This is a genomic window from Cyclobacteriaceae bacterium, from assembly GCA_025808415.1.
In the GTDB taxonomy this organism is placed as follows: Bacteria; Bacteroidota; Bacteroidia; order Cytophagales; family Cyclobacteriaceae; genus UBA2336.
Map to the genome: position 1 here is coordinate 3,793,366 of CP075525.1, position 15,403 is coordinate 3,808,768.

At 44.8% G+C, this 15,403-nt stretch carries 13 protein-coding genes; 11 read left to right on the forward strand and 2 right to left on the reverse strand.

Annotation, left to right across the window (positions count from 1 at the left end; translation table 11 throughout):
• Positions 1-177 precede the first annotated feature (177 nt).
• The 3 genes from dnaK to nhaD all read left to right on the forward strand — a co-directional run bounded on the left by dnaK (position 178) and on the right by nhaD (position 5,036).
• Complete coding sequence (dnaK, locus tag KIT51_16795; GenBank protein UYN86498.1) at positions 178-2,091, forward strand: molecular chaperone DnaK; 1,914 nt, start codon at positions 178-180, stop codon at positions 2,089-2,091.
• 99 nt (positions 2,092-2,190) lie between these two features.
• Complete coding sequence (locus tag KIT51_16800; protein UYN86499.1) at positions 2,191-3,513, forward strand: aspartate kinase; 1,323 nt, start codon at positions 2,191-2,193, stop codon at positions 3,511-3,513.
• A gap of 143 nt (positions 3,514-3,656) precedes the next feature.
• Positions 3,657-5,036 (forward strand): sodium:proton antiporter NhaD, encoded by a 1,380-nt coding sequence (gene nhaD / locus KIT51_16805; protein UYN86500.1) that lies wholly within the window; start codon positions 3,657-3,659, stop codon positions 5,034-5,036.
• A 15-nt stretch (positions 5,037-5,051) separates the two neighbouring features.
• On the opposite strand, the gene KIT51_16810 is transcribed toward nhaD, so the two are convergent.
• Both KIT51_16810 and KIT51_16815 read right to left on the reverse strand, forming a co-directional pair.
• The gene (locus KIT51_16810) at positions 5,052-6,278 is read right to left on the reverse strand and encodes an amino acid dehydrogenase (GenBank protein UYN86501.1); all 1,227 of its coding nucleotides are present in this window, start codon (positions 6,276-6,278) and stop codon (positions 5,052-5,054) included.
• Between the two features lie 34 nt (positions 6,279-6,312).
• Positions 6,313-7,392, reverse strand: coding sequence for an anhydro-N-acetylmuramic acid kinase (locus KIT51_16815; GenBank protein UYN86502.1), 1,080 nt, complete (start codon positions 7,390-7,392; stop codon positions 6,313-6,315).
• 25 nt (positions 7,393-7,417) lie between these two features.
• On the opposite strand from KIT51_16815, the gene KIT51_16820 reads away from it, so the two are divergent.
• The 8 genes from KIT51_16820 to KIT51_16855 all read left to right on the forward strand — a co-directional run bounded on the left by KIT51_16820 (position 7,418) and on the right by KIT51_16855 (position 15,374).
• A complete protein-coding gene (locus KIT51_16820; GenBank protein UYN88618.1) occupies positions 7,418-8,140 on the forward strand; it encodes a type III pantothenate kinase in 723 nt (240 codons plus the stop codon).
• Positions 8,127-9,404, forward strand: coding sequence for a hypothetical protein (locus KIT51_16825; protein ID UYN86503.1), 1,278 nt, complete (start codon positions 8,127-8,129; stop codon positions 9,402-9,404). The genes KIT51_16820 and KIT51_16825 overlap by 14 nt, the downstream gene beginning before the upstream one ends.
• 13 nt (positions 9,405-9,417) lie before the next feature.
• The gene (locus KIT51_16830; GenBank protein ID UYN86504.1) at positions 9,418-10,755 is read left to right on the forward strand and encodes a hypothetical protein; all 1,338 of its coding nucleotides are present in this window, start codon (positions 9,418-9,420) and stop codon (positions 10,753-10,755) included.
• A gap of 54 nt (positions 10,756-10,809) precedes the next feature.
• Positions 10,810-11,352, forward strand: a complete 543-nt coding sequence (gene lptC / locus KIT51_16835) for an LPS export ABC transporter periplasmic protein LptC (protein UYN88619.1) — start codon at positions 10,810-10,812, stop codon at positions 11,350-11,352.
• A gap of 30 nt (positions 11,353-11,382) precedes the next feature.
• Positions 11,383-11,538 (forward strand): hypothetical protein, encoded by a 156-nt coding sequence (locus KIT51_16840; GenBank protein ID UYN86505.1) that lies wholly within the window; start codon positions 11,383-11,385, stop codon positions 11,536-11,538.
• A gap of 1 nt (position 11,539) precedes the next feature.
• A complete protein-coding gene (locus KIT51_16845; GenBank protein UYN86506.1) occupies positions 11,540-12,817 on the forward strand; it encodes an HlyC/CorC family transporter in 1,278 nt (425 codons plus the stop codon).
• A gap of 128 nt (positions 12,818-12,945) precedes the next feature.
• Positions 12,946-15,051 (forward strand): SurA N-terminal domain-containing protein, encoded by a 2,106-nt coding sequence (locus KIT51_16850; protein ID UYN86507.1) that lies wholly within the window; start codon positions 12,946-12,948, stop codon positions 15,049-15,051.
• Positions 15,052-15,110: 59 nt separating this feature from the next.
• Positions 15,111-15,374 carry a DUF493 family protein gene (locus KIT51_16855; protein ID UYN86508.1) on the forward strand — a complete coding sequence of 88 codons (264 nt, stop codon included), beginning with the start codon at positions 15,111-15,113 and terminating at the stop codon, positions 15,372-15,374.
• The last annotated feature ends 29 nt before the right edge of the window (positions 15,375-15,403 follow it).

A 15,403-nucleotide genomic window follows, 5' to 3' on the forward strand; every position in this document is an offset into this window, starting at 1 on the left:
TCTTGGTCTAACGTCATAATCGGGCGTAAAGCACTTAATTATGGCATCTGTAAAAGAACAATGCACACTCCTATTCTGTCATTGTGTCACCCTTTTACCCCAAAAAACCTGCTGGCATACCCATTGATAAGCCCTTAGCAGTTTTAAGAATTTGAATCTATAAAATACAGCATAATCATGGGAAAAATTATTGGAATTGACCTGGGTACGACCAACTCCTGCGTAGCCGTAATGGAGGGCAACGAACCCGTTGTTATACCCAACAGCGAAGGTCGCAGAACAACGCCATCCATAGTGGGCTTTTTAGATGGCGGAAAAGGTGAACGCAAAGTGGGTGACCCGGCCAAACGTCAGGCCATCACCAACCCCAAAAACACCGTTATGTCCATTAAACGTTTCATGGGCAAAAAATTCAACGATGTTGGCGAGGAGAAAAAAATTGTTACCTACCAGGTAGAAAGCGGCAACAACGATACCGTGCGTGTTCGCATCGGAGATCGCCTCTATACCCCACAGGAAATCTCAGCCATGATCCTTCAAAAAATGAAGAGCACTGCTGAAGATTATTTGGGCACCACCGTAAGCGAGGCTGTTATTACCGTTCCGGCCTATTTCAATGATGCCGAGCGTCAGGCTACTAAAGAAGCCGGTCAGATTGCCGGGCTGGATGTTAAGCGTATTATAAACGAGCCTACAGCCGCTGCATTGGCTTATGGCCTCGATAAGAAAAACAAAGACATGAAGATTGCCGTGTACGACCTGGGTGGTGGTACATTCGACATTTCCATCCTTGAATTAGGGGATGGTGTATTTGAAGTAAAATCAACCAACGGTGATGTACACCTTGGCGGTGATGACTTCGATATGAAGATCATTAACTGGCTGGCCGATGAATTCAAATCCGAACGCAACATTGACTTGCGTAAAGATCCGATGGCACTTCAACGCTTAAAGGAAGCTGCTGAAAAAGCCAAGATTGAATTGTCAAGCTCGCAGGAAACCGAAATAAACCTGCCGTACATCACATCAATCGATGGTGTTCCCGAACACTTAGTGAAAAAGCTGACCCGTGCCAAGTTCGAACAACTGGTTGACGATTTGGTGCGCAGGACCTTGGAACCTTGCCGCAAAGCGGTTGAAGATGCCGGTGTTTCCGTTGGCCAAATCGATGAAGTGATCTTAGTGGGTGGTTCAACCCGCATACCCCGCATACAGGAAGAAGTTGAAAAGTTCTTCGGCAAGAAACCTTCCAAAGGTGTTAACCCCGATGAGGTTGTGGCCATCGGAGCGGCCATTCAGGGTGGTGTATTAACCGGGGAAGTTAAGGATGTGCTCTTGCTGGATGTTACCCCGCTTTCTTTGGGCATTGAAACATTAGGTGGTGTATTCACCAAATTGATTGAAAGCAACACAACCATTCCTTCTAAAAAATCGGAAGTTTTTTCCACTGCAGCCGATAACCAACCTTCGGTTGAAATACACGTGTTGCAGGGCGAACGTCCCATGGCGAAAGATAACCGTACCATAGGCCGTTTCCACCTCGATGGCATACCACCGGCACCACGCGGGTTACCACAAATTGAAGTAACCTTCGACATTGATGCGAATGGTATCCTGCACGTTTCGGCCAAGGATAAGGGAACCGGCAAGGAACAGAAGATACGCATTGAAGCCTCCAGTGGGCTTACCGATGCCGAGATCGAAAAAATGAAACGTGAGGCGCAAGCCAATGCTGAAGCCGACCGTCAAGCCAAGGAACGCGTTGAAAAGATTAACCAAGCCGACTCGTTGATTTTCCAAACGGAAAAACAATTGAAAGAATATGGCGATAAACTTTCTGATGGAAATAAGAGTGCCATCACCAACGCCCTTGATAAACTAAGGGAAGCGCACAAGAGCCAGGATATTACCGCTATCGATGCCGCCATGGCTGCCCTTAATGGCGCCTGGCAGGCTGCTTCGCAGGAAATTTACCAGGCACAACAAAGCGCAGGCCCACAACCCGGTGCTAACACAGCAGACACTGGTGCTTCCACCGATAGCAATAACGTATCGGATGTTGAATACGAAGAGGTGAACGACAAGAAGTAATCGCTGGTTGACTTGTAAACTTGAAAAGTCCTGATGAGAACCGTCAGGACTTTTTTATTTTGTCACCTTCCCTAACTTTGTCGCCTCAATTTCAGGTATATGCTTGTACTCAAATTTGGCGGCACCTCGGTTGGCAAGCCCGAGCGAATGAAAAAAATTGCCTCACTTGTAACGGAAACACCCGGACAAAAAGTAGTTGTACTCTCAGCCCTTTCAGGCACCACCAATGCCCTGGTATCCATCGGTGATTTTTTGTTGAAAAATGATTTGGATGCGGCCGAAAAAGAAATTGCCTCGCTGGAAAAACATTATCAGGCCTTTATACTAGAATTATACGCATCTGAAAATTTCAAAACCATAGGCCAGGAAATTGTTAGCCGGTTTTTCATTTTCATCCGTTTGCTGGCAGCCGGGCAGTTTGATGATAAGAGCTACCGCGAATTGCTGGCCCAGGGTGAACTAATCTCAACAGAGCTTTTCTATCAGTATTTGATGGAGCAAAAAATAAACGCCCGGCTTTTGCCCGCGCTTTACTTTATGTCTATTGACGAAAACGAAGAACCTGAACTGGAAAAAATCTCGCAGCGGCTTAAGCCCCTGCTCAAGTCATTGCAACAAGTTGATATTATTATTTCGCAAGGTTATATCTGCCGCAACCATCGCAACGAAATCGACAACCTGAAGCGGGGCGGAAGTGATTATACGGCATCGTTAATGGGAGCCGCTATTGGCGCAGAAGAAATACAAATATGGACTGATATTGACGGCATGCACAACAATGACCCGCGCGTTGTTAAAAAAACCGTTCCGATCAGTGAACTCACTTTTGATGAAGCCTCTGAGTTGGCCTACTTCGGGGCAAAAATCCTTCACCCTTCCACAATAGTTCCTGCCCAGAAATACAATGTGCCTGTGCGGCTTAAAAATACGATGGACGAAAAAGCCCCGGGTACCCTTATCAGCAACAAGGAAACTGAGCGTACAATCAAAGCAGTGGCAGCCAAGGACGGCATTACCGCAATTAAGATAAAATCATCACGCATGCTCATGGCTTACGGGTTCCTGAGAAGGGTATTTGAAGTGTTTGAACAATACAAAACCCCGATTGATATGATTTCCACATCCGAGGTGGCCGTATCGTTAACCATCGACAACCATACACACCTGGATAAAATCATTGAAGAACTTACCACCTTTGGCAATGTGGAAATTGACCGAAACCAAACCATTGTTTGTATTGTAGGGCATCGGATCGGGAACCAACATGGAATATTAGATAAACTGTTCGGCTGCCTGGGCGACATTCCGATACGCATGGTTTCTGTGGGTGGTTCATACAACAACATATCCATACTGGTAGATACCCGGTATAAAGAGAAAACCTTGATACAGTTAAACGAGGGTATTTTTAAGCTCGGCTAAGCTGCCCTTACCGTTCAAAAAATTTGTAAAAATCAGGCTCCCGGCAGGGTTTATTCGGTCACTTTCCGTTAATCACAAATTAATTTGGTGATGCTGCCCTGATGCGCTAATATTAGTGCGTTGATACTAAACCTTTTGGATTAATGGAACTGGCCATCATTATCATTTTCATCATAGGGTATCTTGCCATTGCCCTTGAACACCCCATTAAAATCAATAAAACAGCTTCGGCCCTGTTAACTGGTGTTATCTGCTGGACACTCTTTATGGTGGCCGACTCTCCACAAACGTTGTTGGACAGTTCGCACTATAATCATTTTTTAGATGACCTGAAAAGAACCGCAGCCGATTTCAGTACTCTTTCAACTGGCGAAATTCACCGCGAATTTGTTCTTGAACAATTAGGTGAACACCTCGATGAAATTGCACAAATCCTGTTCTTTCTTATGGGGGCCATGACCATCGTTGAATTGGTGGACGCACACCATGGTTTTAAATTCATTACTGATCGCATACGTACCAAAAACCCGAAGAAACTTTTATGGATTGTGTGCGGTGTAGCATTTATTCTTTCGGCCATACTGGATAACCTGACCACAACCATTGTTATGGTATCGCTTATCCGAAAGCTGATACCGAACAAAGAGATGCGGTTGTTCTTTGCCGGTATGATTGTGGTAGCTGCCAATGCCGGTGGCGCCTGGTCGCCCATTGGTGATGTTACGACCACCATGCTTTGGATTGGCGGGCAAATAACCGCGGTAAATATTGTAAAGACTTTATTGTTGCCCAGCATTGTGTGTGCTGTTATACCGCTTATCTATCTCAACTTCAAATTGAAGGGAGAGCTTGGCGAGGCTCCGCAAAAAACAAAAGAAGAAGACCACCAAAGCAGTGGCGGTGGCACCTTAATGTTGATAGTCGGTGTTTGTGCGCTCATATCTGTACCCATCTTTAAAACCGTAACGCATTTGCCTCCTTACTTAGGCATGATGTTAGGCCTTGGCGTTTTGTGGGTAGTGTCGGAATTGATTAATCCCGATATGGATGAAGCCACAAAAAAACAGTATACAGCGGCCCATGCGCTAACCCGTATTGATATGCCCAGTGTGCTTTTCTTCTTAGGGATTTTGCTTGCGGTCGGATCGTTGGAGGCTATGGGCACGTTGCACAATTTCGCAGAAATGCTTACTGAAAAGGTGGGTAACATCAGCATTATTATAACCCTGATCGGTATTCTTTCATCCATCGTTGATAACGTGCCGCTGGTAGCGGCCAGCATGGGCATGTATGATATGAACATCTACCCTACAGACCACATGATATGGGAGTACTTAGCCTATTGTGCCGGAACTGGCGGAAGCATGTTGATTATCGGCTCGGCTGCAGGTGTGGCCGCTATGGGCATGGAAAAAATTGATTTTATCTGGTACCTGAAACGGATAACGCTTTTGGCACTAATGGGATATTTCGCAGGAGCTGCAGTTTACCTGCTTACGTATCCGTTCTTTGCAGTACATTAAACAACCTGTATTAACTTATACGAGTTGTTGTAACGCTATCTCAAAGGAAGCTTGCGCCAGGCCGGTTTTGGATTTATGTACCTGATAAGTTTTCGCCAGGGCACGCCCGATCGTTTCGGATATATCCGAAAAAATGGATTCATCATCCATGCTCACTTCCCTTTCCATAAAATGGGCAAAAACACGGGCCATGCCACAGTTGGCAATAAAATCCGGTATTACGGAAAACTTTTCATCGGCATATAACCCGGTTGGCCCAAAAAATATTTCGGGATCGGCAAAGGGAACATTTGCCCCGCAAGAAAAAACTTCCAGGCCGGAAGCCATCATACGGTCAACCTGGTCTCGTGTAACTAAACGTGAAGCGGCCGCAGGGATGAATATCTCAAAGCGCTGATCCCATATTTTCTTGTTTAACTCCTCATAAGGAATAAGATCTGTCGCTTGTATCTTATTGTTTACGCGGTTTACAACCAACTGTGTAATTTCTTCCAGCGTAAAGCCTTCATGGCGAACCACACCGCCATCGCGGGTAATGATACCCACTATTTTTACGCCCATTTTGGCCAGGTAAAAGCCTGCCGCTGCCCCGACATTGCCCCAGCCCTGTACAACTGCACGTTTCCCCTTCAGGTTGCCTCCCCAAAATTTATAAAAATGCTTTACAGCCTCTGCCACACCATATCCAGTACACATGTCGGCAACCGTGTACTTTTTTGAAAGAGAAGGTGAGTAGCGTTCATCTTCAATAACTTTAATAACCCCTTGCCTAAGTTGGCCAATTCGGTTTACCTTTTGTGCCTCGGTGGGTTTATAGTGGCCGGTAAACACACCTTCCTGCGGATGCCAGATGCCCACGTCTTCGGTTATGGGTATTACTTCATGGATTTCATCCACATTCAAATCACCACCGGTGCCATAGTAATATTTCAATAATGGCATTACAGCCGCGTACCAACGTTGCAGCACTCCTTCTTTACGCGGGTCGTTCGGATCGAAATTTATGCCTGATTTTGCACCGCCTATCGGAGGGCCTGAAACAGTAAATTTCACCTCCATGGTTTTGGCCAACGACTCTACTTCGCGCTTATCCAACCCAACACGCATGCGTGTACCTCCTCCGGCCGCGCCTCCACGCAGTGAGTTTATAACCACCCAACCTTCGGCATCGGTCTCGGCATCTTTCCACTCAAATACAATTTCGGGACGTTTGTTCTCGAATTTTTTAAGGAGTTCCTGCATACAGTAAAAATCTGGCGGCAAAGATGGTAAACCCTCAGAAACCAATCAACACACCTCCGCTGCTATCGCGTTCTGCCTTGGTTACACTCATCAAACAATTTGGTTCATGGCGTACACGTTTTACGCCCAAAAAGGCAAAAACCAGGGCTTCTTTGTATTTGATAATATCGTGTTCAGGAATAATCAGGTCTGCACGATCACCAAAATGCTCAACCAACCGATAAACCAAATATGCATTGAATGCACCTCCACCCGTGCAAAAAACAGAAATACGCTTTCGGCTATAATTTACTGCCGATGCAATCTGCAGGGCAACTGATTCGGTAAACGTGTGCAGTCTGTCGTTCAATAAAATTGTTTCATCATTAAGTACCGGAACAAAGTGTTGTTCAAAAAACTCACGCCCTAATGAAGGCCTTTTCGTTTCAATTCTTTTGTAAATCATGGAAAGCTTCTTCAACATATTCTCATCCATGGTGCCATCAGCAGCCAGTGCACCATCACGATCAAACAACTTGCCCTTCTTCTCCGCCAAATAATTCAGGCCCATGTTGGCAAAACAAATGTCGTAAGCTATACGTTGGCCCTTTACCTGTTGCGAAAGGTTTGCAATGCCGCCAAGGTTCAGGCAAACATCATAATCTGAAAAAAGATACTGATCACCGATGGGCACCAAAGGCGCACCTTCTCCACCCAGGGCAACATCCATGCTTCTAAAGTCACACACTACAGGCTTGCCTGCCGCGGCATGCAAGGCATATCCACAACCCAATTGAAATGTAAAGCCCTTAACGGGCTGATGAAAAATAGTGTGGCCATGCGAAGCAATAAAATCTACTTTCTTAATTCCGTACAAGTAAAAAAAACGCTTGCAAAGAGTGCCCAGGTATTTGCCATACTCGGCATGCAACTGCAAAAGTTGTTGTGCTGAAAGCTGATGAGCTTGAGAGAGTTTTTTTAGCCATGAAGCATTATAAGCAACGGTAATGGCCTTCTCAATTTTAAACTGCCATTGTTGGTTTTTGTATTGAAAAGTGCAAAAGGCTACGTCTACACCATCCAACGAAGTGCCCGACATCAATCCGAGCACTTTATATTTCTGTTTTGAATCCATACTTTTATTGCTTGCTTAAAGCCCAATCATGAATCTTGTTGTTGATTCCGGCAATACATCAACTAAGGTAGCCATTTTCGATCACGATACGCTGCTTGAAAAAATCGTATTTACCTCAGCAGATGATTTGAAAGAATACCTCGCTAAATCAACAGCAAAAAATGTTATTATAAGTTCAGTAAACATGGAGGGTGATGACTTGTTGGCCTACGTGCAACAGGCAACCACCAAACTTAAACTGCATTACCAATTGCCCTTGCCGGTCAAAATCCAGTATGCTACTCCACGCACATTGGGTGTTGACCGGATTGCCGGGGTGTGCGGGGCCGTACAACTTTTTCCGGATAAGGATACTCTTGCAATAGATGCCGGTACCTGTATTACCTACGATTTCATCGATCAGCACAAAAATTATCTCGGTGGCGGGATTTCACCAGGCTTAAGCATGCGATTTCAAGCAGTACATACGTTTACGGCAAAACTACCGTTAGTGAAACCGGTAGAATACCCTGAATTGATTGGGAACAGCACGGAACTTTGTATACAAAGTGGAATTGTTTTGGGCACTATTGACGAAATAAATGGCATTATTGATCGCTATCGGATAAAATACCCGCAATTACGGGTGATTTTGTGCGGTGGTGATACACCCTTTTTTGAAAACAAGCTGAAAGCGTCCATATTTGCGTGCCCAAATCTGGTGCTAATAGGTTTAAACCGCATTTTGCTACATAATGTCGCTCGTTAAGAAGTATTTATTCACCCTCGCATTATCTGTTTTATGGTTTGTGGCATCGGGTCAGGCAGCCCGGTCTCCTTTCTCTACTTTCGGCATTGGCGATCCCTACGGGAATGCACTCATTCAAACCCAGGCCATGGGCGGAACAGGTGTTAGCAACCCACAATATTGGTTTGTGAACAACCAAAACCCTGCGTTACTGGTGTTCAATTACTACACGGTATTTCAGGCAGGTGCATTGGTGGAGTCAAAAACTATTTCCGGTGATACTACCAATGTAAAGAGCACCAACGGAAACATGAGCTACCTGGTAACAGCATTACCGATAAAACCGGGCAAGTGGACAACCTCTGTTGGGTTAATGCCATACACTAATGTGAATTACCGCCTGGAGTATTTTGACGTGGTTGAAAATTCCAACCCGGTTGATAGTGTAGTTGTTAGTGAGCAAGGTAGTGGAGGGCTAACACAAGTATATTGGTCAAATGGCGTTAGGATTCATGATAACTGGTCTGTTGGATTAAAGGCTGCTTATTTGTTCGGATCAGTAGTAAATGATTACACTAACACATTATTCAACGTCCCTCAACCGATTGGATACATCATTGCAGTAAACGAACAAACTTTTCTAAAAGATTTTCAATTTACCGGAGGGTTATCCTTTAGCCAGGATTCGATTGGCAGCAAGGATGAGTACCGCATTAGTGCAGGTTTAACATACAGTTTTGCCACAAATTTAAAGGCATCAAAAAGAACGGTTTTCGAACGAAGGAATTTCGGTGGCAATCCAATAACATCAGACACCCTGGTGCTGCGAAGAGGAAGTGTTTCCCTTCCTGCCTCCTTTACGGCTGGCGCCTCCATAAGTAAAGCGGCCAAATGGAGCGCTGGCGTTGAATATACCTTACAAGATTGGTCGAAATTCAGTAGCTTAAATGCTGAAGACAATGAAAATTTAGGTCGTTTGTGGCGTTTTTCAGCAGGTGGCGAAATAACCCCTGATTATCTGGCCGACAATTTCTTCAAAAGAATCACTTACAGAACTGGATTTCACTACGAAAACTCCCCATTTTTGATCAATAATAACCCGGTTAGGGATCTTGGCATAAATATTGGCTTATCTATGCCGGCTGGCCGTTCAAGCCTCGATTTTGCCTTTAGCACGGGCAAACGCGGCAATAAGTCAAAAAATGTTTTAGAAGAATCCTATTTCAGGGTTTACTTTGGCATCACATTTAACGACCAGTGGTTTATTAGGAGACGATTTGATTAATATTAAACTAGAAATGATGAAAAAGTTTTTTGCGCCCCTTATCCTGATCGTGTTCATTTCAAACACTCCAGCATTGTTTGCCCAGTGCAAAGAATGGAAGTGGCCAACTGAACCTGAGCAGAAAGCAAAAGCAGAAGAAAAAGTTTCGTTGTATGACGACTACCGCAAAAACAGTGAGTTTGCAAAAGCAAAACCTCACCTTAACTGGTTGTTGACCAACACACCGAACCTAAACACCAGCATCTACATCAACGGTGCCGAGATTTACCAAAAGCTGGCCAGCGCAGAAAAAGATGCAGCCAGGAAAAATGCTTTGGTCGATTCGCTTTTGCTTATCCACGATTTGCGGATTAAAAACTGTGGTGAAGAAGCCAGTGTGACCAACCGCAAGGCATTGGCCGCTGTAGCTTTTTGGGCCAATGAAAACGGGAAAGAAAAATATGTTTTAGACCTGATGGACCTTGCCTTCAAGCTTAACGGCAACGATGTGCTTGATGGAACCATTCTACCGTTTATGCAAGTGATTCGGATTAACAAGGTTAAGTTGAAAAACCTTACCGATGAACAGGTATTGGAGCGTTACGACATGGTAATGGGAATATTGGATGCAAAAATTAAAGTCGCTTCCAGCCAAGGCAAGCAAGATGGTGTTACCCGCTATCGTTCATGGAAAGATGAAGTGGACAAAATACTGATCACCATTGTAAAAGTTGATTGCGATTTTGTGCGCACCAACCTTGGCCCCAAGTTCAAGAAAAACCCTGCCGACATTGGTTTGGCCAAGAAAATATTTGCTTTCATGCTCCAGGATAAGTGCACTGATGATCCGTTGTGGATGGAAGCTGCAGAAGCCATACTGAAAGACGAAAAGGACTACGGCATTGCTAAAAACTTAGGCATACGCTACCTGGCAACCGAAAACTTTACAAAAGCCAATGAAATGTTCGCCATTGCACTTGAAACAGCCCCCGGTAATTCTGAAAAAGCGGATGTGCTGATTTACAAGGGTAGCATTGAAGCCCGCAAAGGTTCAAAAACTGCCGCACGCGACCTATACCGTCAGGCTTTAGCGGCTGACGGCAGCAAAAAGGAGGCTTACGAAAAAATTGGCGACTTGTACTATGGAAGTTTCTCTGATTGTGCCAAGAAGGACAATATGGCTGAGGATCGCCTGGTGTACCTGGCTGCTTATGATATGTACCAGCGTGCCGGTGAAGCCAAAAAAATGGCCATGGCAAAAGATCAGTTCCCGTCCAAGGAAGATATCTTCCTGGTTAACTGGTCGTCAGGTGATACCCAACGCGTCACCTGTTGGATCAATGAAACCGTGACCATTCGCACACGCGATTAGGGAAAAAATAAAACTTAAAAAGGCCATAGTATTGCTATGGCCTTTTTCATTTATATGAACCGCCTGAAATTCCTTGCCTTTATTTTACTGCTGGATGGCTGCGGAAAAACCGATGCCGTTCAACCGCTTGAGTACGATGGCCCGCAACGCGAAGCGGAAAAAGTAGAAATGCACTACAGCGAAAATGAGGTGGTTAAGGTAAGGATGCTGGCCGACCTGGTGTACGAATACCAGGTGGGTGATCGTGAATTTCCCAAGGGCATATACATGGAATTTTTTAACGAACTGGGGGTGCTCTCCTCTACCCTTCGGGCCAACCACGCTTACTACTCCAAAAAGGATAACACCTGGAAAGCAACCGGTAAAGTGGAGGTTATTAACCTGGAGAAAAATGAGCAACTCAACACGGAAGAACTTTTTTGGCGACCTGACAAAGAGCAGATATACACCGAAAGTTTCGTTACCATTCGCATGCAAACCGAGGTAATTTACGGAGAAGGACTTGAAGCGAAACAGGACATGTCTTCCTACACCATTAAAAAACCGCAAGGCGAGTTTACCCTTGAAGAGGGTACAGAAACACCGGGCCGGAACTAGCTCCTCAAAATCGTTATCTTTGCCTGACGTATGAAGCTTCCGGATATTCTCCTGCTTTCCCTTTCGGCTACATTTCTAATCATCGGCATACACCAGATCATGACACTCGGGTTGGGCCATGCCTACTGGGCCATTATGCTTTCCGTAATTTTCTTTTTTGTGTTTACTTACCGCAAGCGGAAATAATATGGATCCTGCTTTACTACTACTTATCCTGCTTTCTCTTGCCTTCTCTTTTTTCTTTTCAGGGATTGAAATAGCTTTTCTCTCGGCAAACAAACTTCAACTTGAATTGCAGGCAAAGCAGGGCTCTATTTCCGGAAAAATATTTTCCAAGTTCATAAAAAAGCCCTCCTTGTTCATTGGCACAACGCTTATCGGTAACACTATTGCCCTGGTGCTGTATGGAATTTTTATGGCGCAACTGCTGGAGCCGCGGCTCCAACTCTGGTTACCCGATCCCTTTCAGAATGAAGTGACTATACTGATCATCCAAACATTAGCCGCAACAATACTGGTTTTGGTAACTGCCGAATTTCTTCCGAAGAGCCTTTTTCTCATTAACCCTAACCTGATGCTCACTGCTTTGGCAGTGCCATTTAATATCCTCTATTATTTTTTGTTTCCCTTGGTCATCAGCATTGTATCGCTTTCGAAATTTGTCATTACAAAAATTTTCAGAACCGAATACTCGGATGAAAAACCTGTATTCGGGCTAACCGACCTGAATCATTACCTGAAGAATATGTTGAGGGTAAAGCACGAAGACGAAGACATTGAACTGGACAAAAAAATTTTTCACAATGCACTTGAATTCAAATCGGTGCGCGTTCGCGAGTGCATGATACCGCGAACAGAAATCATTGCAGTGGAGATTCAGGACGGTATGGAGAAGCTGCGCAAGGCGTTTGTAGAAAGTGGACATTCTAAAATCCTAATCTACAAAGATTCCATCGATGATGTAATCGGTTATTGTCACTCCTCGGAGCTGTTTAAGAAGCCCACACGAATTGAAGATATCCTGACACCCATCATTATCGTACCTGAAACCATCTTAGCCAACGAGTTGATGATCCGCTTCATTAATGAACGAAAAAGCCTGGCCCTGGTGGTAGATGAATTTGGCGGTACCTCGGGCCTGGTAAGCATGGAAGATGTGATTGAAGAAATTTTTGGTGAAATTGAAGATGAGCATGATGAAGACGACCTGGTAGAGCAGCAACTGGACAAACACACCTGGCTGCTGAGTGCACGCCTGGAGATTGATTACTTAAACGACACGTATAACTGGAACCTTCCTACAGGCGAATACGAAACCCTCGGGGGGCTTATACTAAGCTACCGCGAAGACCTGCCCCAGCCTGGGGAAACCATTTCTATACCCCCTTACTCCTTCACCGTCCAGTCAACCCTCGACAACCGGATAGACACCCTGCGGATAACCGTGGCCAATGGTAGCGACTGAAGTATTTAATAGTATAAATCGCTTATTTACAGGCATTTAACTCTCCAGGTAATAAGTAGTTTATTTTCAAAACCATATTTTTCTAATCCACAAAGCGGGTTAAATTTGCGGTCTTTAAATTTTGACTTATGGCATTTATTGGAAAGTTGAGGGACAAGATGGGTACCTGGGTGGTTGTTTTTGTCTTCCTCGCAATTTCTGCATTCGTATTGCAGGATATTTTTAGCAACAATTCTGTACTGTTTAGCAATAGTGATTCCGTTGGGGAAATAGCCGGGCATACGGTATCGCTAAAAGAATACCAGCAAGCCGTGCGCGAACGCGAAGCAAATTTTATCATGTTTTTCAACCGTCAGCCCAACGACCGCGACATGGTAACCATACGCGAACAGGCCTGGGAAATGCTCATCCTGCGTCATGCCATTGAAAATGAATTTGAAAAAGTTGGCGTGAAGGTTAGCGATGATGAAATGGTGGATATGATTTCGGGGAAAAATATAAATGACGGTATAAAGCAATCCTTCATTAACCCGCAAACCGGTCAGTTCGACAGGGGCATGTTGGGCAACTACATATCTCAAATCAAGCTCGCACCTGAAACTTCACCGGAACGCATGCAGTGGGAATTATTCCAACGTGATTTAAGGCCAAGCCGTGAAAGGCTTAAGTATGAAAACCTGTTGATCAAGAGTGCTTTTATAACTTCTGCCGAAGCAGAAAAAGAATACCACTTGCAAAATGACGTAGCTGAAATCCAATATCTGTTTGTGCCCTATTATGCTGTTAGCGACACTGCCATTAAAGTAAACGATAGCGATCTGAAAGCCTATTACAACAAGAACAAAGAGAAATACAAAAGCGAGCATACCCGCGACATGAAGTTCGTTACCTTTCCGGTAGTGCCTTCGGCAGATGATTCGCTTTCATTTAAAGAAGAATTGACACGCCTGGTAGGTGATTTTAAAGCAGCCCAGGATGATTCTGTTTTTGCCATCATCAACTCCGATAATTCAGATGCCTACACCAAATTCAATGTTTCAAACCTGCCGTCATATATTACCGCTGATGAACTGGTTGCCGGAACGGTTAAGGGACCTTTTTTAGATGAAGGATCCTATAAACTGGTAAAGGTTTCAAAAGTCGGAAAAGATACCATTAACAACGCGCGGGCCAGCCATATCCTTATCCGTTGGGATAATGACACCGAGGCTGCCAAAAAAGAAGCCAAAGAGAAAGCCAGGAACATTTTAAAAGACATTAAAGCAGGTGCAAGCTTTGCCGACAAGGCTCGCGAATTTGGTACTGACGGAACGGCTACCCGTGGGGGTGACCTGGGTTGGTTCAGCACCGGTGCCATGGTAAAGCCATTTGAAACAGCCGTATTCTCTGCCACCAAAAAGGGTGTGTTAAATGACGTGGTTGAAACGGAGTTCGGTTACCACATTATTGATGTAACCGAAGTGAAAGACAACAACTACTATACGCTGGCCGTGATCGAGCGCGAAATCCTCCCCAGCGATGCTTCCATCAATGCGGCTATCCGCAAGGCAGAACTGTTTGCCAGCGAGCTTTCAGGGCTAAAGGAATTTACCGACCGGGCCACCAAAGAAGGATTGACCGTTTACGAAGCTAAAAATATAGCTCCAGCCGAAAGGCGTATTAACAACCTGGGGGATGCACGCCAGGTGGTGCAGTGGCTGTTTCGCGATGCGAAAGAAGGTAAAGTATCGTCAGTTTTTGACTTGCAGGATCAATATGCCGTGGCCGTAATGACCGGTGAAATTGAAAAAGGCTATAAACCGCTTGACCTGGTTAAAGATGAGATTACACCGCTTGTCAAAAATGAAATGAAGGGCAAAGTAATCGTGGAAAAATTAAAAGGGCTGCAAGGTTCACTAAATGACATAGCCGCTGCTTTTGGAAAAGATGCTACCGTATACACCAATAGCAGCGTTAGGCTAAACTCCAATTCCCTCACTTCGGTAGGATTTGATCCGGTGGTTATCGGAAAAGTTTTTTCCCTTGCCGATGGTAGTCGCTCGCAGGCTTATGCAGGTGAAAATGGTGTAGTCATCATCGAAACCAAAACCAAAACACCTGCCCCGGCCATAGGCGATTATACCATGTTTAAAACGCAACTACAACAAAGTGCTACAAGCCGTAACTCGGCCAACATTGCAAGCGCTATTAAAGAAGCAGCCAATATAGAAGACACTCGCTTCAGGTTTTATTAAACCACAAAGCAATTAATTTTGGGCGCCCCGATACCTATCGGGCGCCCATCTTTTTAACTATGGACCAGGACTGGGTAAATTCATTTCGCACCAAACTCGACCAGCATTACCAATGGCCTGCCCTTTATATCTTTAAATTCATCGTTCCCAAAGGAAAAGAGCAGGAAGTAAAGGATTTATTTCCGATGCACACCGTTACTGAAAAGTCCTCGCGCGAAGGAAATTACACCAGCATCACCATTCAGGTTATGGCTCCCTCAAGCGATGTTGTTATCGCCATGTACCAAAAAGCTTCAGGCATAGAAGGATTGATTGCTTTATAAGCCCGGTTACAGCTAAATTCTTGTACCTT